Source organism: Flavobacterium celericrescens (assembly GCF_011392075.1).
Classification (GTDB): domain Bacteria; phylum Bacteroidota; class Bacteroidia; order Flavobacteriales; family Flavobacteriaceae; genus Flavobacterium; species Flavobacterium celericrescens.
The window spans coordinates 242,120-260,413 of record NZ_JAAJBV010000002.1 but is presented as its reverse complement, the minus strand read 5'-3'; the positions used below and the strand labels follow the sequence as shown (position 1 = coordinate 260,413).

At 29.5% G+C, this 18,294-nt stretch carries 21 protein-coding genes; 18 read left to right on the top strand and 3 right to left on the bottom strand.

Features of this window, described 5'->3' with window-relative positions; all coding sequences use genetic code 11:
• Nucleotides 1-11: 11 nt before the first annotated feature.
• The gene (locus G4L40_RS03915) at nucleotides 12-752 is read left to right on the top strand and encodes an RDD family protein (protein ID WP_166235850.1); all 741 of its coding nucleotides are present in this window, start codon (nucleotides 12-14) and stop codon (nucleotides 750-752) included.
• On the opposite strand, the gene G4L40_RS03910 is transcribed toward G4L40_RS03915, so the two are convergent.
• Nucleotides 753-2,567 carry a T9SS type B sorting domain-containing protein gene (locus tag G4L40_RS03910; protein WP_235922581.1) on the bottom strand — a complete coding sequence of 605 codons (1,815 nt, stop codon included), beginning with the start codon at nucleotides 2,565-2,567 and terminating at the stop codon, nucleotides 753-755.
• Nucleotides 2,568-2,679: 112 nt separating this feature from the next.
• On the opposite strand from G4L40_RS03910, the gene G4L40_RS03905 reads away from it, so the two are divergent.
• The 11 genes from G4L40_RS03905 to G4L40_RS03855 all read left to right on the top strand — a co-directional run bounded on the left by G4L40_RS03905 (nucleotide 2,680) and on the right by G4L40_RS03855 (nucleotide 11,819).
• Nucleotides 2,680-3,657, top strand: coding sequence for a GNAT family N-acetyltransferase (locus tag G4L40_RS03905; RefSeq protein WP_166235849.1), 978 nt, complete (start codon nucleotides 2,680-2,682; stop codon nucleotides 3,655-3,657).
• Nucleotides 3,654-4,772 carry a DegT/DnrJ/EryC1/StrS family aminotransferase gene (locus tag G4L40_RS03900; RefSeq protein ID WP_166235848.1) on the top strand — a complete coding sequence of 373 codons (1,119 nt, stop codon included), beginning with the start codon at nucleotides 3,654-3,656 and terminating at the stop codon, nucleotides 4,770-4,772. Before G4L40_RS03905 ends, G4L40_RS03900 begins: the two co-directional genes overlap by 4 nt.
• Entirely contained in the window at nucleotides 4,773-5,342 is a 570-nt protein-coding gene (locus G4L40_RS13005; protein WP_166235847.1) for an acyltransferase, read from the top strand.
• Between the two features lies 1 nt (nucleotide 5,343).
• A complete protein-coding gene (locus tag G4L40_RS03890; protein ID WP_166235846.1) occupies nucleotides 5,344-6,612 on the top strand; it encodes an O-antigen translocase in 1,269 nt (422 codons plus the stop codon).
• A 114-nt stretch (nucleotides 6,613-6,726) separates the two neighbouring features.
• On the top strand, nucleotides 6,727-7,068 hold the full coding sequence (rpsF, locus tag G4L40_RS03885; protein WP_166235845.1) for a 30S ribosomal protein S6: 342 nt from the start codon (nucleotides 6,727-6,729) through the stop codon (nucleotides 7,066-7,068).
• A gap of 2 nt (nucleotides 7,069-7,070) precedes the next feature.
• Nucleotides 7,071-7,367 carry a 30S ribosomal protein S18 gene (gene rpsR / locus G4L40_RS03880; protein ID WP_008253655.1) on the top strand — a complete coding sequence of 99 codons (297 nt, stop codon included), beginning with the start codon at nucleotides 7,071-7,073 and terminating at the stop codon, nucleotides 7,365-7,367.
• A gap of 63 nt (nucleotides 7,368-7,430) precedes the next feature.
• Nucleotides 7,431-7,874, top strand: a complete 444-nt coding sequence (rplI, locus tag G4L40_RS03875) for a 50S ribosomal protein L9 (RefSeq protein WP_166235844.1) — start codon at nucleotides 7,431-7,433, stop codon at nucleotides 7,872-7,874.
• Nucleotides 7,875-7,947: 73 nt separating this feature from the next.
• Nucleotides 7,948-8,421: a DUF6495 family protein gene (locus tag G4L40_RS03870; RefSeq protein WP_166235843.1), complete on the top strand. Its 474-nt coding sequence runs from the start codon at nucleotides 7,948-7,950 to the stop codon at nucleotides 8,419-8,421.
• 3 nt (nucleotides 8,422-8,424) lie between these two features.
• Entirely contained in the window at nucleotides 8,425-10,416 is a 1,992-nt protein-coding gene (gene ligA, locus G4L40_RS03865) for an NAD-dependent DNA ligase LigA (protein WP_166235842.1), read from the top strand.
• Nucleotides 10,409-11,125, top strand: a complete 717-nt coding sequence (locus G4L40_RS03860) for a hypothetical protein (protein ID WP_166235841.1) — start codon at nucleotides 10,409-10,411, stop codon at nucleotides 11,123-11,125. Before ligA ends, G4L40_RS03860 begins: the two co-directional genes overlap by 8 nt.
• Nucleotides 11,094-11,819, top strand: coding sequence for a hypothetical protein (locus G4L40_RS03855; RefSeq protein WP_166235840.1), 726 nt, complete (start codon nucleotides 11,094-11,096; stop codon nucleotides 11,817-11,819). The genes G4L40_RS03860 and G4L40_RS03855 overlap by 32 nt, the downstream gene beginning before the upstream one ends.
• Here G4L40_RS03855 and G4L40_RS03850 read toward each other — a convergent pair.
• Nucleotides 11,809-12,723, bottom strand: coding sequence for a bifunctional metallophosphatase/5'-nucleotidase (locus tag G4L40_RS03850; RefSeq protein WP_166235839.1), 915 nt, complete (start codon nucleotides 12,721-12,723; stop codon nucleotides 11,809-11,811). The genes G4L40_RS03855 and G4L40_RS03850 overlap by 11 nt on opposite strands.
• A gap of 13 nt (nucleotides 12,724-12,736) precedes the next feature.
• Nucleotides 12,737-13,522 (bottom strand): 5'-nucleotidase, encoded by a 786-nt coding sequence (locus G4L40_RS03845; protein ID WP_317163931.1) that lies wholly within the window; start codon nucleotides 13,520-13,522, stop codon nucleotides 12,737-12,739.
• A 45-nt stretch (nucleotides 13,523-13,567) separates the two neighbouring features.
• Here G4L40_RS03845 and G4L40_RS03840 point away from each other — a divergent pair, with 45 nt between their 5' ends.
• The 6 genes from G4L40_RS03840 (at nucleotide 13,568) to porD (ending at nucleotide 18,278) form a co-directional block, all read left to right on the top strand.
• Nucleotides 13,568-14,086, top strand: a complete 519-nt coding sequence (locus G4L40_RS03840; RefSeq protein ID WP_166235838.1) for a DUF6913 domain-containing protein — start codon at nucleotides 13,568-13,570, stop codon at nucleotides 14,084-14,086.
• Between the two features lie 2 nt (nucleotides 14,087-14,088).
• On the top strand, nucleotides 14,089-14,967 hold the full coding sequence (dapA, locus tag G4L40_RS03835) for a 4-hydroxy-tetrahydrodipicolinate synthase (protein WP_166235837.1): 879 nt from the start codon (nucleotides 14,089-14,091) through the stop codon (nucleotides 14,965-14,967).
• Between the two features lie 97 nt (nucleotides 14,968-15,064).
• Nucleotides 15,065-15,859 (top strand): outer membrane protein assembly factor BamD, encoded by a 795-nt coding sequence (locus G4L40_RS03830; RefSeq protein WP_166235836.1) that lies wholly within the window; start codon nucleotides 15,065-15,067, stop codon nucleotides 15,857-15,859.
• Nucleotides 15,860-15,865: 6 nt separating this feature from the next.
• Nucleotides 15,866-16,180 (top strand): DNA-directed RNA polymerase subunit omega, encoded by a 315-nt coding sequence (locus tag G4L40_RS03825; protein WP_166235835.1) that lies wholly within the window; start codon nucleotides 15,866-15,868, stop codon nucleotides 16,178-16,180.
• 6 nt (nucleotides 16,181-16,186) lie between these two features.
• Nucleotides 16,187-17,398: a bifunctional phosphopantothenoylcysteine decarboxylase/phosphopantothenate--cysteine ligase CoaBC gene (gene coaBC, locus G4L40_RS03820; protein WP_166235834.1), complete on the top strand. Its 1,212-nt coding sequence runs from the start codon at nucleotides 16,187-16,189 to the stop codon at nucleotides 17,396-17,398.
• Entirely contained in the window at nucleotides 17,388-18,278 is an 891-nt protein-coding gene (gene porD / locus G4L40_RS03815; protein ID WP_166235833.1) for a type IX secretion system protein PorD, read from the top strand. The genes coaBC and porD overlap by 11 nt, the downstream gene beginning before the upstream one ends.
• Nucleotides 18,279-18,294: the final 16 nt, after the last annotated feature.

Sequence of the window (18,294 nt, the reverse complement as noted above, 5' to 3'; positions counted from 1 at the left end):
AAATATAAAATATGACACAATTATCAATAAATACGACACAAAATGTAAATATTAATTTTATTGCGGCTTCGGTTGGGGATAGAATTTTGGCGCAACTACTTGATTTACTGGTTAAAATAGCTTATGGTGTGTTTGTTTTTTTTGTAGTACAAATTTTTGGATTAGAGAATTTATTTCAAAATTTAGATCAATGGTCAATCATTGCCATAATTTCTATTATTGGATTACCAGTTATGTTTTATTCAATAGTGCAAGAAAGTCTTTGGGAAGGACAAACAATTGGAAAGAAAATCATGAAATTAAAAGTGATTAAATTAGATGGCTATCAAGCTGGTTTTGGCGATTATTTAATCAGATGGTTGTTTAGATTGGTTGAGGTTTCTATTGGATATGGAGTAATTGCATTAATTGCCATAATTTCGAGTAAGAAAAACCAACGCTTGGGAGATATGGCAGCTGGAACGGCAATAATTACATTGAAAAATAATATTAATATTAATCACACTATTATTCAAGATATTAATGCTGATTATGTGCCTACATATCCTTTAGTGATAAAGCTTTCAGATAATGATGTTCGGATTGTAAAAGAAACGTTTGAAGCAGCAATAATACAGAGAGATTATGTAACTATTGTGAAATTGAGAGAAAAAATTGTGAACGTAACTGGAATAAAAAATCAATCGGGCACAGATAGTGATTTTATCAGAACTCTTTTAAAGGATTATAATTATTACACACAAAACATGTAATTATCTGTTGATATATAAATAACCAGTTAAAGGTTCTGGATAATTAACATCATTAAGATACAAGATATAAAAGTATGTTCCAGAAGGAGCTATTTTTTCACCAATTCCATCTGCTACATAGCCATTCCAATCGGGTTTACTGTTGTCTCCTGTCCATAAATGTTTTCCCCATCGATTGTAAATTTCTAGTTTAAAATTTACAAAAATATCGCGTAATCCTTCAATATAAAAAGTGTCGTTTGAGTAATCATTATTTGGAGAAACGGCATTGTAAATCGTCGGAGGACAGTTTTCTGTAAGCAGTTGAAAAGAAGTTATGGTGTAGCAAAATTCATTTTCTATTCGAATAAATATTTCTTTTGGAGTTGTAAGTGCTTCATAATTATTTGAATTAAAAATTGGATTTATTCCAGTATTGGCATCACTATAATTTTCATGGAATGTTACTACATGAGTAGGGTTGGTTTTTACAATGTTTTCATAGCTTGAAAAATCAAAATGACCTCGGGTTAAACCCAAATTGCATGAAATTAAATTTTCTAGAGAATTGACTTCAGGAGATACAATTAGTTCAATAGGTAGTTGGAAAGTATTATTGGTTTCGTTCAGTTCGGTTACAATTCCAATGCCGTTTCCAGCATCGTCCACGACAGCTAATAAGTTGAAAATTAAAGGAACCGAACTTGGGATAGTTACTGTAAAAACCCCATTTTCGCTACCACCAATTGGAATGCTGTTTTGTGTAAAAGTTGTGCCAACAGCTTGTCCGTCTGCATAAAAAGTAATAGGTGTGTTTGATTGTAAAATTTCAGTACTATTGGTATTTGAAACCGTAAAATCGATAGTAACTTCTCTCGAATTACAATTGGTTATTGGGTTACTAGTTACAACAGTAGCATCGGGTAATTGACTGTTGAGTTTTGTTACAATAGTATTCAACATCACATAATCTTGAGCTGATTGTAAAGATACAGTTGCAGCAGTAGTTCCTGGTACAATATAGTTCTCTATAGAGTAAACGTCTAAATCCATGTTGTACAAAACTATTGAGTTTGTTTCGGTATTTGTACCATTAAACGCATTGTTGCTAGGATTTATGCTATTACTTAGAATGTTAGTATTTCCATTTGAAGTAAAACTAAGTTGCTCACTTTGTTGAATGAATCGATCTCCTTCCCATGCAATGAAACCAATTTTAGCACCAGTATTACTAATCAAATATAAATTATTTAAGCTGATAGTTTTAGAGTCAATAGTTGGGTAATTTGGTGAAAGTGCTTCTAAACCTTGATAAATATTGATTTGGTTCAGTGTCAAACTTGGGTTTTCATAAACAACCAAGATTGCCCAACCTGCAAATTGTGTTGCATTATTGTAATATGTAGTTACTAAGCTATTTAAGTCAAAATCAGAAAGCGTGTATGTGCCATTTCCAGTAGTTTGAACAAAATTTGTAATGTTTTTAAAAGCACTAAAATAGGTAAGATTACTTGATGTGCCAACCACATTACTTAAAATATCAGGAGTCATATCTACTCCGTTAAGTTTTACATCTAGGTCTCCACTACCACTTCCTGCCCAATACAAATATGCAGCTATAACATTGTCATTACTTTGTAAATTTAGGGTAGCAGAAGATTGTGTGTATAAAAAAGTGGGATATTGAAATACATTTTCATCAGGATTTAAAGTATTTCCTATAAAAGTGAAATCATATCTGCCATTAAGTTGGTTAAATAAAGAGATATCCTGACCTTTTACAAATGAAGGAAGCAGTAATTGAAACAAAAAAATAAAGCCAATAATTCTTTTCAACGTATTGTTTTTGAGAAATTTTGGTTCCAATTTACTATATTTTTTTTAAAAAATAGAATATTGAAACTTTGTCAACTAAAAAATTAGTAATTTTCCGCAATTAAAATAAGTTTTGAAGAATTACGTCGTTAAAAAATATCAATCAACAAGTTATTCACTTTGGAATGAATTTGTAGCAACTGCTAAAAATGCTACTTTTTTATTTCACAGGGATTTTATTGAATATCATAGCGATAGATTTCAAGATTTTTCATTGTTAATTTTTGACGAAAAAGAAAATCTTAAAGCCATTTTGCCTGCAAATAAAGTAGGAGATACTATTTATTCACATCAAGGATTAACCTATGGAGGATTGATTCTAAATCAAAAATCAAAATTACAAGATGTGCTTGAAATAACGTATAATATATTGCGTTTTTTAAACGAGAATAAAGTTTCAACCCTAAATCTGAAACAATTGCCTTCGATTTATGCCCAATTTCCTTCCGAAGAAATGGAATATTTGAGCTTTATTTTGAATGCGAAATTAGTTAGAAGAGATAGTTTATCTGTTTTGGATTTGAAAACAGATTATAGTTTTTCAAAAGATAGAAAGCAAGCTATAAATAGGGGAATTAAAAACAATTTGGTGATTAAAGAAGAAACAGATTTTAAAGTATTTTGGAATGAAATTTTAATTCCTAATTTAGAACAAAAACACAATGCTAAACCTGTACATACATTAGAAGAAATAACTTTTTTAAAATCAAAGTTTCCAAAAAATATTAGGCAATTTAATGTCTATAAAGAAGATGAAATTGTTGCAGGAACTACTATTTTTGTTTATGATAAAGTTGCTAAACCGCAATATATTTCTGGAAACTCAGATAAAAATGAACTGGGAAGTTTAGATTTTTTATATGATTTTTTGGTTAATGAGTTTAAACATAAATCTTATTTTGATTTTGGGCCATCAAATGAAGAAAATGGAAGAAAAATAAAAGAGGGAATTTTATTTTGGAAAGAAAGCTTTGGTTCAAGAACAATGGTACAAAATTTTTATGAAATAGAAACGAAGAATTATTCACTTATAGAAAATGTATTGATATGATTCCATTTCTCAATTTAAAAAAAATAAACGAACCATTCGAAATGATGCTTCAAGAGAAAATGAAACAATTTCTTGAAGGAGGTTGGTATATTTTAGGAAATGAAGTTAAAACATTTGAAGTTAATTTTGCAAGTTATTGCGGAGCAAAATATTGTATAGGTGTAGGAAACGGTTTAGATGCTTTAGTTTTAATTTTTAAAGCTTATATCCAATTAGGAAAAATGCAAAAAGGAGATGAAGTTATTGTTCCTGCAAATACATATATTGCTAGTATTTTAGCCATTTTACAGGCTGATTTAGTTCCGGTTTTAGTAGAGCCAAAATTAGATACTTACAATATTAATTCTGAAGAAATTGAAGCAAAAATTACATCAAAAACAAAAGCCATTTTACCTGTACATTTATATGGTCAATTGTGCGAAATGAATCAAATAAATGCAATTGCTCAAAGATATAATTTGCTGGTAGTTGAAGATGCCGCCCAAGCACATGGTAGTAAGTTGGAAGCTGGAAGTTGGAAGTTGGAAGAAGCAAGAGCAGGAAATTTAAGTCACGCTGCGGCTTTTAGCTTTTATCCGGGGAAAAATTTAGGAGCTTTGGGTGATGCAGGTGCTATAACAACTAATGATGATGAACTAGCGACGGTTTTATATTCGCTTCGAAATTATGGTTCTAAAGTAAAATATCAAAACGATTTTTTAGGTGTAAATTCGCGTTTAGATGAATTACAAGCCACTTTTTTAAATGTAAAATTACCTTATCTAAATAAAGAAAATCAAACAAGAAAGCAAATTGCAAAACGCTATCTTTCGGAAATTAAAAATGATAAAATAGTTTTGCCTTTTTGGGACGGATTAGAAAATCATGTGTTTCATTTGTTTATAATTCGCACATCAAACCGATCAGAATTGCAAAATTATTTAAAAGAGAATGGTGTTGAAACCATGATACACTATCCAATTCCACCACACAAACAAAAAGCGTTGTATAATTGGAATCATTTATCATTTCCAATTACCGAGAAAATTCATGATGAAGTGTTGAGTATTCCACTGAATTCAACTTTGAGTGAAGAAGAGATAAAACATATTATTTCAATTTTAAATAATTATTAAATGGGAATTTTGTATCAACTGAAACAATTTGCTTTTGTAAACCTTCGTATTTTAAAATACAAGGGTTTGTCAAGCTGTCAACAAGTTTTGGGACAACCCAAATTATACCATCCGTTGCTTTTGAATGGTAAGGGAAAAATTTCTTTTGGTGAAAATGTACAGATAGGAGTTGTTAATTCACCAAAATATTATTCTCATTATTCTTATTTTGAAGCAAGAAATTTAGAAAGCGAAATTTTAATCGGAAATAATGTAACAATAAATAATAATTGTTCTATTGAAGCACTTACGAAGATTACAATTTGTGATAATGTTTTAATAGGAATTAATTGTGCAATTTTGGATAATGATGGTCATGATTTAGCTATAGATATGCGACAATTCGGAATTCCAAAATCAGGAGAAATTATAATAGAAAATAATGTTTTTATTGGAGACAATGTTACTATTTTGAAAGGAGTTACAATTGGAGAGAATTCAGTTATTGGTAGTGGATCTATTGTAACTAAAAACATTCCAGCTAACGTAATTGCTGTTGGAAATCCTGCAAAAATTGTTAAAGAAATTTAATTTGAGTTTTTTCGAACGACATAAACTACTTAAAGTTTTATCACTAAACGCATTTAGTGTGTTGGTTCAATTTGTATTGGGGATTTTCTCTGTGCGAATTATTTCTGAGTTTTTAGGACCTAATGGAATGGCATTGACTGGGAATTTTAGAAATTTTACTAGCCTTTTCAAATCGATAAGTATTCTAGGTTTAAAAGAAGGATTGATTAAATTATTTTTAGAAAATTCTGAGAGCAAGGAAGAAAAAAATAATGTTACTTCATCATTTTTAGTTTTCTTTTTATTGCTTTCCTTTTTTTTAGCTTTTTTAATTTTATTTTTTGCAGAAGATTTTAGTTTATATCTTTTTAAAGAAACATTATTTGCGACTTATTTGCGATACTTTGCTGTATTGTTACCTTTTTTTGTTTTACAAACATTACTTGTTACCCTTTTTAATGCTAATCAAGAATTCAAAAAAATAGTCGGAATTCAAATCGTAACCAATATTTTTTTGTTTGTCAGTTCTTTTTATTTAATCTACAATCAAAATTTAAATGGTGCTTTTTTTGCTATTGCCATTGCTGATTTTATAAGTTTTGTTGTAACCATTATTTTTGTCCGAGAGCGTTTTATTTTCTCTTTAAAATTCCAGTCTAGCTATTTATACACCATTTCTAAATTTATTGCTATGGCTTTAGTTAGTGCAATTGTAATTCCTGTTACAGCAATTCTGGTTCGTAATTATATTATAGATCATTCAAATTTATATAATGCCGGAATTTGGGAAGCAATTACAAGAATTTCAGGTTTTTATATGATGTTTTTTAGCGCAGGATTATCATTGTATTATTTGCCAAAATTATCTGCATTGCAGACAGATATTGAATTCAAGGCAGAATTAAAATATTATTTTAAAATATTGGTTCCTGTTTTTGCGGGTGTTCTTTTATTGGTTTTTTTACTAAAGGATGTCATGATTTCAATTGCATTAACTTCAGAATTTAAACCGGTGAGCGAATTGTTAATTTGGCAACTTTTGGGCGATTTATTTCGTATTATGACATTAGCATTTGGTTTTCAAATTTTAGTAAAAGCAATGGTTATAAAATATGTTTTGGTAGAGGTAATCTATAATGTATTATTTTTAATAGTAAGTTTTTTTCTATTTGATTCACTTCATGTGAAAGGAATTATGCAAGCGTATGTTATTGCTAATGCGATTACTTTTTTTATGGTTTTATTTATGTTTAGAAAATTATTTTTGAATACAAGAATAATTGAAGATTAGATAAACATTTTTTATGTTAAAGCTAGGTCAAAATAAAAAATTCAATTGATACTTGATAATTAGAATAAAATTACTATTTTTGCACCCAATTTTATAACAATAAATATAAAGATTATGAATCATTATGAAACTGTTTTCATCTTGAATCCCGTTTTATCTGAGCAACAGGTAAAGGAAACAGTAAGCAAGTTTGAAGATTTTCTTACTTCTAAAGGGTCTGAGATGGTATCAAAAGAAGATTGGGGCTTAAAAAAATTAGCTTACGAAATTCAACACAAGAAAAGTGGATTTTATCACTTATTCGAATTCAAAGCGCCAGCTGAAATCATTATTGCATTTGAAACTGAATTCCGTCGTGACGAGCGTGTTATGCGTTTCTTAACTGTGTCTTTAGACAAACATGCAATTTCTTGGGCAGAAAGAAGAAGAGCAAAATTAAAATCTAAAACAAACTAATCATGTCTACATTAGAGCAATCTGCAAAAGGAAAAAAAGACGGAGATATCAGATATCTTACGCCTTTAAACATAGATACAAACAAAACTAAAAAATACTGTCGTTTCAAAAAATCAGGTATCAAATATATCGATTATAAAGACGCAGACTTTTTATTGAAATTTGTTAATGAGCAAGGTAAAATTTTACCAAGACGTTTAACAGGTACTTCATTAAAATACCAAAGAAAAGTTTCTGTAGCTGTTAAAAGAGCTCGTCACTTAGCTTTAATGCCATACGTGGCCGATTTATTAAAATAATATTTAACAAATAGTTGTTGCTTCGCCGTAGGTGAGCTAACTTCTAATTAAAAGGACAACAACATGGAACTTATCTTAAAACAAGACGTTCAAAATTTAGGATTTAAAGATGATGTAGTAACTGTGAAAAACGGATACGGTCGTAACTTTTTAATTCCTCAAGGTTTTGCTATTTTAGCTACACCTTCTGCTAAAAAAGTTTTAGCTGAAAACTTAAAGCAAAAAGCGCACAAAGAAGCTAAAATCGTTGCAGATGCAAAATCTTTAGCTGAAGCTTTAAAAGCTTTAGAAATTAAAATTACTGCTAAAGCAGGTGGTGATAAATTGTTTGGTTCAGTTACTAACGCTAACATTGTTGAGGCATTAGAAGCTAACGGTCATTCAATTGATAGAAAATTCATCACAAGTGGAGTAGTAAAACGTGTAGGTAAATATACTGCAAGCGTAAGATTACACAGAGATGTTATCGTTGAATTACCATACGAAATCGTAGGTGAAAAAGCATAATTTTTCTTAAAATATAAATTAGCTCCGATTTTATCGGGGCTTTTTTTTTATCTTTACTTTATAAAATTACTACATGAAGTACGCAAGATTAACTAAAGAGCAATTAGAAGAATTGCATCCCGAATTTATTACTTTTTTAGCGACACAATCGATAGATAAAAAAGAATGGGATGAAATCAAACAAAATAAACCACAAATTGCTGAACAAGAAATCGATATTTTCTCTGATATGATTTGGGAAAAAGCACTGACGAATGTAACGCACATTGATCATTTTTCTAAAAACTACATTTTTCTTTTTAAATGTGTGCAAAATGCGGTTTTTTCTTTCGTAATAAAAACTAATAATCCGCAAATTGACTTTGTTTCTGCCGATGGAATTCATTGGTTATCTGAAAATTTGTTTTCCGATGATGTAGAAATCACAAGAGGAAAGAAAGATTTGTCAGAAAACAGAAATGAATCGTTGTTTGAAATCATCAAACAAGGTGGAATCATCAGTAAAGGAGAATTATTTACCAAATTAGACAGCTTAATCAATCAGTAAAATATGAGCGTTTTAGATACTATTAAAAATTTAAGAGACGAATTAAATCAGCATAATTACAACTATTATGTATTGGATAAACCTACAATTTCTGACTTTGAATTTGATCAAAAACTAAAACAATTACAAGATTTAGAAGCACAACATCCTGAGTTTTTCGATGAAAATTCACCTACACAAAGAGTAGGAGGAATGATTACAAAGAACTTCGAAACGGTGAAGCATGAATATCGTATGTATTCCTTAGATAATTCGTATTCAATCGAAGATTTACAAGATTGGGAAGTCCGAATTCAGAAAGTTTTGGGTGATGTTCCGTTAGAATATACGTGTGAATTAAAATACGATGGTGCATCAATTAGTATTAGTTATGAAAATGGTCGTTTAGTGCGTGCAGTAACTCGTGGAGATGGTTTTCAAGGCGATGATGTAACCAATAATATCAAAACTATAAAAGCAGTTCCAATTCATTTAAAAGGAGATTTTCCTGAAAAATTTGACATTCGAGGCGAAATCATCCTTCCGTTTGCTGGTTTTGAAAAAATGAATCAAGAGTTAATTGAAATAGGTGAAACTCCCTATTCGAACCCAAGAAATACTGCTTCAGGAAGCTTAAAATTACAAGATAGTGCCGAAGTAGCTAAGAGACCATTAGATTGTTTGTTGTACTTCGTAATTGGAAATAATTTACCATTTACAACCCAATTTGATGGCTTGCAAAAAGCCAGAGATTGGGGATTTAAAGTGCCAATACAATCCAAATTAGCTAAAAATCTAAACGAAGTTTTTGAATACATCAACTATTGGGACAAACACCGTCATGATTTGCCTTATGAGACTGATGGAGTAGTAATTAAAGTCAATAATTTACAACATCAAGAGGAATTAGGCTATACAGCAAAGTCACCTCGTTGGGCGATGGCGTATAAGTTTAAAGCCGAACAAGTAACTACGAAATTAAACTCGATTTCGTATCAAGTTGGACGTACAGGTGCGATTACGCCAGTTGCGAATTTAGAACCAGTACAATTAGCTGGAACAATTGTAAAACGCGCTTCGTTACACAATGCTGACCAAATTGAAAAATTAGATATTCGAATTGGTGATGAAGTTTTTGTAGAAAAAGGTGGCGAAATTATTCCGAAAATTATTGCGGTTGCCAAAAGAGGAAATCAAGAAGAACCAACAAAATACATCACGCACTGTCCAGAATGCCAAACGGAATTAGTCAGAAGCGAAGGCGAAGCCAATCATTTTTGCCCAAATTTCTATGGTTGTCCACCTCAGATTATTGGAAGAATTCAGCATTTTATTACCCGAAAAGCCATGGATATTGATGGTTTAGGTGGAGAAACAGTTGCTTTGTTGTTTAATGCAGGTTTGGTTACCAATTATGCCGATTTGTACGAATTGAAAAAGGAGCAAATCATTCCGTTAGAAAGAATGGCAGAAAAATCAGCTGAAAATTTAATTAACGGAATTGAAAAATCGAAAACCATTCCTTTTGAACGTGTTTTGTATGCCTTAGGAATTCGATATGTGGGTGAAACAGTTGCGAAAAAACTAGCTAAACATTACAAATCAATAGATGCAATTGCACAAGCAAGTATTATGGATTTGATTTTAGTTGATGAGATTGGAGATAAAATTGCGCAAAGTGTGGTTCAATTTTTTGAAAATCAAGAAAATATAACTATCATTGACAGATTAAAGCAATTTGGTGTTCAATTAGAATCTGGAGCGGATGAGGCTTTGCTTTCTGAAAAATTGAAAGGAAAAACCTTTGTAGTTTCTGGTGTTTTTGAAATTTATTCCAGAGATGAGCTTAAAAAAGCTATTGAAGATAATGGTGGTAAAGTTGGAAGTTCAATTTCTTCAAAAACAGATTTTGTAATTGCAGGAGATAATATGGGACCATCAAAGTTGGAAAAAGCAAATCAATTAAAAATTGCCATAATTTCAGAAACAGATTTTAAAAATATGATAGATGGTTAAAATAAATTCGGCGTTACTTTTATACTTTGCTGCTGTTATATTTTATGTGATAGCGGTAATGATAGGTAGTGATAATTTGGAGCTCTTTTGTAAGCCTATAATTATTCCGTCGATTTATTATTTTTATTATATTTCTGTAAAAGGAAAGGCTAACTTTTTGTTTACAATATCTATTTTGTCTTTTTTTATTGGTGAAATATTACATTTAATTAGCCGAGAAGATTTTTTGATTTCAGGATTAATTTTTTTCGGAATACCTTATTTTATAATTATTTATTTTATTGGACAGGATTTTTTATTCTATTCTAAAAAAAAGAAATATAATATTAGTAATGTTTCGTTTTATATTGTACTTTTATTATTATTCTATCTTTTATATAATGTTTTATCATTTATAAACGAATCATCACAATTAGAGTTTAGTATATATATTATGTATGGAATTCAATTATTTGTGATGGGAATATTGACTTTTTTAATTCAGTTTAACTTTAATAATAGAACTGTTTTATACATGGTTTTAGCAGTAACAACCTTCATAGTTTCTGATTTATTTTTTGTATTTACACTAAGAATGAAAGATGAAATTGCTTTGAAGTTGATTAATATTATTACTCAGCAATTGTCATACTTTTTTTATGTAGGCTATTTTATTTACAGGACAAAATTTTTAATGTATGGAAAAGGAAGTATATCTATCGGAGAGTAGTTCCAAAAAACTAGCAAACGCCGCAATTGGTTTGTATTTTGTTGTTAATATCATATATATAATTATATATAAAATATTTAATGATGTTGATTTAGCATTGTATTTTAAACCACTTATTGTTCCGTCCATTGCATTTGCTCATTTCTTTTTGACAAAAAAGAAAAATTATTTTTTTAATATGTTGCTATACTTGGTGATTTATTTTGCAGATAATTTAATCTTGCTTGAAGACAGAAGTTTATATGTTTTTTCAACATACTTGTATTTTATCGCTATTTCAATTCTTTTTTATTACGTTGTTTCTGATTCTAGATTGTTTAAAAGGATTCCGATAATTGAACGAAATTACCCATATTTTTTATTAGTAATTTCATCAAGTGTTGTTGTTTATAAAATTGTTAATTTTATTTACGACATTCCTTTTAAAGAAACGGTAGTTGTATTGTTGTATGTAGTTATGTTTTTAACAGTTTTAATTGTTAGTATCTACAATGCAATTAAAGCCAAATCAAAAGCTTCTAGATTTTTGTTATTTATGCTTTTATGTCTTTTCTTATCAGACACTTTTGAAGTATTGAATAACTATTATTTGCATAATAACACATTAATATTCCTTAGTTGTTTGGTTGATGTTCCTATTTATTATTTTTTGTTAAGATATCTTTTGCATAGAGAACAAAGTATTACACTATAATGTTTTTTGTTTGATTGTGATACACTTTATCGTTTGATAAATAAAAATCGATTCTGCCTAAATTTATTCCATAACAACCTACTTGATTAATAACAACATCTTTATTATCACTGTTTTTTTCAACGACTGGTTTGTCTAAAAAAGTGTGTGTGTGACCGCCAATTATTAAATCAATATCTTTTGTTTTTTTTGCTAACTCTAAATCTGACACTTTGTAGGGCTCATTTTTGTATGAAAAACCTAAATGTGAAAGACAAATAACTAAATCACACTTCTTGTCATGTTTTAAGATTCTAGACATGTCTTGTGCCACTTCAATAGGGTTATTATAAACGGTTTCTTTATATAATTTCTTATCAACTAAACCATCAAGTTCAACACCTAATCCAAAAATTCCGATTTTAATTCCGTCTTTTTCAAAAATTTTGTAAGGCTTCACAATATCCTTTAAGATGGTATTTTTAAAATCATAATTCGCGGAAACAAATTCAAATTTTGCATGAGGTAATTGTGCATAAAATCCATCAATTCCATTATCAAAATCATGATTTCCCATTGTAGCTAAATCATATTGCATCATGCTCATTAATTTGAATTCAAGTTCTCCACCATAATAATTAAAGTAAGGTGTTCCTTGAAAAATATCTCCAGCATCTAATAATAATACATTAGATTCTTCTTTTCTTATACTTTCAATTAAAGCTGCCCTTCTTGCAGCTCCTCCCATGTTGGCATTCTTAGGATGATCTGCCGGAAATGGGTCAATATGACTATGTACGTCATTAGTATGTAGAATAGTAATTTTTTTTGTTTCAATTGTAGAAAAACTACTTAAACCTATATTTGCTAATCCTAACAAAGCAGAACTAGCTGCTGTTTTTTGGATAAAATCTCTTCTTTTCATAATTGTTTAAGTTTTATTCTAAAATAATTTTTTCATCAGTAATCACAGGAAGTGTATCCATCTTTTTGAAATAATCGATAAGCATATTTCGTAACTTATAATCCATATCAAATTTTAGTGTGCTTTCTTTAAAAAAAGTCATGTTATCACCGCCATTTGCTAAATAGTCAGAAGTTGCAACATAATATATTTTATCGTCTTCAACTGCTTTTCCATTAATTTCAATGTTTTTTACAGTTAATGCGTTTTTATCAGCAAAAATTTTGATTCCATACAAAGGATGTGGTTTTCTTTCTGTTAAAATATATGTAGCTAGTTCTTTGATTTTACTTCCTTTTAAACCAACAATAATTAACGCATTTTCAAACGGCATCACTTCATAAGCTGTTCGGGTTGTAACATCTCCTTTTGGAATTATAGAACGAATTCCGCCATGATTCAATAGGCAAATGTCAATCGTTTTGCTTTCTCTTTTTTCAAAAATAGGATTGCCAAGTTCAAAAACCACTTGCGCTAATAAATTCCCAATTGTAGTTTGCCATTTACCTTTGCTTTTGTCTAAAGTTTCAGGTGAAAATGCTAAAACACTATCTAAATCTTTCTTTATATGTTCTCTATATGGAGCAACATAGTTTTCAATTTGAGTGTTCTCTCCTTTTTCATTAGTTATACCAATTTTTTTTCCTTCTATCTTATAATTATAATATTCTTTAGTTTTACAAGAAAATAAGAAACTAAATGTTAATAATATAACAAAATAGCGAAAAGATATTGTATTCTTTTTTACATTTACCATCATAATAAAAGACTTAATTTATAATTTTGTCCGAGAGGTAAAAATACTATGTTTTATACGATTATAAAGAACTTTTTTCTAAAAAAAATTGTAACTAAAAAGTTATTAAAAGAAAATTCATTTTCTTCTAACGAAAAGATAAATACAATAGGGTTGTTAGTTGATGAAACTTATTTTGGTGAAAAAGAAGCATTAATAGCTGCAATTGAAGCGAAAGGATTTAAAAAAGAAGCAATTTCTGTCTTGATTTATAAAGATAAAATCAAAAAGAAAGAAGCGTTTGATTACCCGTCAGTTTCATTAAAAAATATCTCAATTTCTGGAGAAATTTCAAATCCAGAAGCCGTAACTTTTATTGAAACACCTTTTGATTTGTTGATTAATTATTATGATGTAAATAAGTTTTCCTTACTTTTAATTTCTCAAAAATCAAAAGCGAAGTTCAAGGTTGGTTTTACTACTATTGATAAAAGAGTTAATCACTTTATAATTAATTCTTTAGTAGAAAACTACAATGAATTTACAGATGAATTATTCAAATATTTAAAAATTTTAAACAAAATATAAAAATGCAATCATTTATAGGAACTGGTGTTGCACTTGTTACACCATTTAAAAAAGATTTTTCGGTTGATGTAGATGCATTAACAAGAATTGTAAATTATGTAATTGAAGGTGGTGTAGAATATTTAGTAGTTCTAGGTACAACAGCCGAAACCGCAACACTTTCTCAAGAAGAAAAAGAATTAGTAATTGATACAATTGTTAAGGCAAATGCAAAAAGATTGCCATTAGTGTTAGGTGTTGGCGGAAATAATACTATGAAAGTTGTAGAAGAATTAAAAACAAGAGATTTTTCTAATTTTTCGGCAATTTTATCGGTATCGCCTTATTATAATAAACCAACTCAAGAAGGAATTTACCAACATTTTAAAGCAGTTGCTGAAGCTTCACCAATTCCTGTAATTGTTTACAATGTTCCTGGTAGAACAGCGAGTAATATGTTGCCCTCAACAGTAATTCGATTAGCAAATGATTTTAAAAATATCATTGGAATTAAAGAAGCTGCGGGAGATATAGTTCAGGCAATGAAATTAATTCAAAACAAACCTGAAGGATTTTTGGTGATTTCTGGAGATGATATGATTACTCTACCAATGGTTTTAGCTGGTGGAGCAGGAGTGATTTCTGTAATTGGAGAAGGTTTTCCTAAAGAATTTTCCGAAATGGTGCGTTTAGGTTTACAAAGAAAAGTAGACGAAGCATATAAATTGCATTATCTATTAGCAGATAGTATTGATATGATTTTTGAACAAGGAAACCCTGGAGGAATTAAAGAAGTCTTTAAAACACTAGGATTGTCAGAAAACACTTTGCGATTACCATTAGTAAATGTAAACGAAGATTTAGCTTCTAGACTTCAAAATTTCACAAAAAAGTTAAGTTAAAAAAAGATTTTCATAGTAAGTAAATAATATCTAAATTTGCAGTTGCTTTTTTAGGTATCAGTAGTATTGATATTTTTAAAGTTAAAATAAAAACCAAATGAATAAAATTTTTAGTTTCTTTCTTACCATTATACTTCTTGCTTCATGCAGTCAGTATCAAAAAGCATTAAAGTCTGATGATGTGGCTGTAAAAACTGAAGCAGCAAATAAGATGTATGAAGATGGAAAATATACAAAAGCAATCCGTTTATATGAGCAAGTAGCTCCTGCTTATAAAGGAAAACCTCAAGCGGAACGTTTGTTTTACATGTATTCAAAATCGTTGTATAACACGAAACAATATTATTTAGCAGGTTATCAATTTGAAAATTTTGCTGCAAGTTACCCAAAAAGTGAGAAAAGAGAGGAAGCATCTTTCTTAGCAGCGGAGTGTTTTTATAAATTATCTCCAGTATATAGTTTAGATCAAACAGATACTGAGAAAGCATTAGAGAAAGTACAAAAATTTATTGATGTATATCCAAATTCTGAATATTTGCCTAAAGCGAATGTATATGTAAAAGAATTAAGAGAAAAACAAGAAAAGAAAGCATTTGAAATTGCAAAACAATATAATAGTATTTCAGATTTTAAAGCAGCATTAAAAGCATTTGATAATTTTATTGCTGATTTTCCAGGAACACCTTATAAAGAACAAGCTTTGTATTATAGATTAGATTCTGCTTATCAATTAGCAATTAATAGTATCGAATCTAAAAAACAAGAACGTTTAGATTATGCAAAAACTACGTATGCTAATTTGATGAAATTCAAATCAGATACTGAATATAAAGAAAAAGCTGATAAAATGTTAGCTGTTATTGAACAAGAATTACAACAATTTTCTAAATAAAAAATCATGGATTTAAAGAAAACGAATGCTCCTGTAAACACAATTACTTATAATAAAAGTAAATTGGAAGAGCCTACTGGAAACATTTATGAAGCGATAACTATCATGGCAAAAAGAGCTAATCAAATTAATACCGAAATCAAGAAGGAATTAATTGAAAAATTAGAAGAATTTGCAACATATAACGATAGTTTAGAAGAAGTTTTTGAAAACAAAGAGCAAATCGAAGTTTCAAAATTCTATGAAAAATTACCTAAACCACATGCATTAGCAGTACAAGAGTGGGAAGAAGGAAAAATCTACTACAGAGATTCTAAATAAATTGTTATGTCTGTTTTAAGCGGTAAAAAAATCTTGCTAGGTATATCTGGTGGTATAGCTGCTTATAAAACAGCCAATTTGGTTAGACTATTCATAAAAGCAGGTGCACAAGTACAAGTTGTAATGTCGCCTGCTTCTTTGCATTTTGTGACGCCACTCACTTTAGCCACTCTTTCTAAAAATCCAGTTTATTCTACTTTCTATAATGAAGAAGATGGGAATGGAGAATGGAATAATCATGTAGCGTTAGGTCTTTGGGCAGATATTATGCTTATTGCACCAGCAACAGCAAATACGCTCTCAAAAATGGCTAATGGTAATTGCGATAATTTACTTATGGCTACTTATTTGTCAGCAAAATGCCCTGTCTATTTTGCTCCAGCTATGGATTTGGATATGTATAAACATCCGTCAACATTGGATAGTTTTCATAAATTAAAATCCTTTGGAAATGTTATGATTCCTGCCGAAAACGGAGAACTTGCTAGTGGTTTATCAGGTGAAGGTAGAATGGCAGAGCCAGAAAATATCGTTGCTTTTTTAGAAAATGATATTTTAGAAAAATTGCCTTTAAAAGGTAGAAAAATATTGGTTACGGCAGGTCCAACCTATGAAGCTATAGATCCAGTACGTTTCATTGGAAATCATTCTTCAGGAAAAATGGGTTTTGATATTGCCAATGAAGCTGCTAAAAATGGAGCGGAAGTAATTCTAATTTCGGGTCCAACACATCTAAAAACTGAAAATTCTCAAGTGAATTTAATTAGAGTTACTTCAGCACAAGAAATGTATGAAGCTTGTCATTTGTATTATAAAGATATGGATGTGGCCATTGCAGCCGCAGCAGTTGCAGATTATCGACCAAAAAATGTAGCGGATCAAAAAATAAAAAAGACAGAAGCTACGTTTACTATTGAGTTAGAAAAGACAGAAGATATTTTAGCATCATTAGGTGAGCAAAAGAAAAATCAGTTTTTAATTGGTTTCGCTTTAGAAACTGAAAATGAAATTGAGCACGCAAAGTTGAAAATTCAGAAAAAAAACCTAGATTTGATAGTTTTAAATTCATTAAACGATAAAGGTGCTGGTTTTGGTCAACCTACAAATAAAGTTACATTTATAGATAGTAATTTTACTATTGAACCAATGGATTTAAAATCGAAAGAAGCCGTGGCTTTTGATATTATAAATAAAATAATTCAACATTATGAAGCGTAGTTTATTATTAATTATAGTTTTATTTTTTACCCAAATTGGAGTTTCTCAGGAACTTCAAGCAACTGTTTCTATAAACTACCAGCAAGTAAATAATGGTAACCCACAATTATTTAAAAACTTAGAAAAACAAGTTAAAGAGTTTCTGAATACCACAAAATGGACCGATAGAGAAATAAAAGATGAAGAAAAGATAGAATGTAATTTTTTTATCAACATTACAGCTTATGGCTCAAATAATTTTGAAGCAACATTACAAATTCAATCATCAAGACCAGTTTTTAACTCAACTTTATCATCTCCAATTTTAAACATTAACGATAAAAATTTCTCATTTAGATTTATTGAATTTGAAACCATGACTTATGACCCAAATAGTTTTAATTCAAATTTGGTTTCAGTTTTGGCCTATTATTCAAATATAATCATTGGATTAGATCTTGATTCATTTTCTGAAAATGGAGGAACAAAATACTTAGAAGTAGCCTCAAACATTGTAAATGTTGCGCAAACTAGTGGTTATAAAGGGTGGAGTCAATCAGAAGGAAATAACAACAATAGAAATTTTTTAATTTCAGATTTATTATCAAACACTTTTTCACCGTTTCGAGTTGCTTTATATCAATACCACAGAATGGGATTGGATTTAATGAGTGAAAATGTTGCTAAAGGAAAAGAAGGTATTGCAAAATCAATTGAAACACTTGCGGAAATTCAAAAAGTAAGACCCAATTCATTATTAGTCAGAACATTTTTTGATGCTAAAGTAGATGAAATTGTTTCTGTTTTTTCAGGAGGACCAAAGATTAATGTTACGCAAGTAGTTGAAACTTTAAACAAAATATCGCCTTTAAATTCTCAAAAGTGGGGTAAAATAAGATAATCATCACATTGAAGTT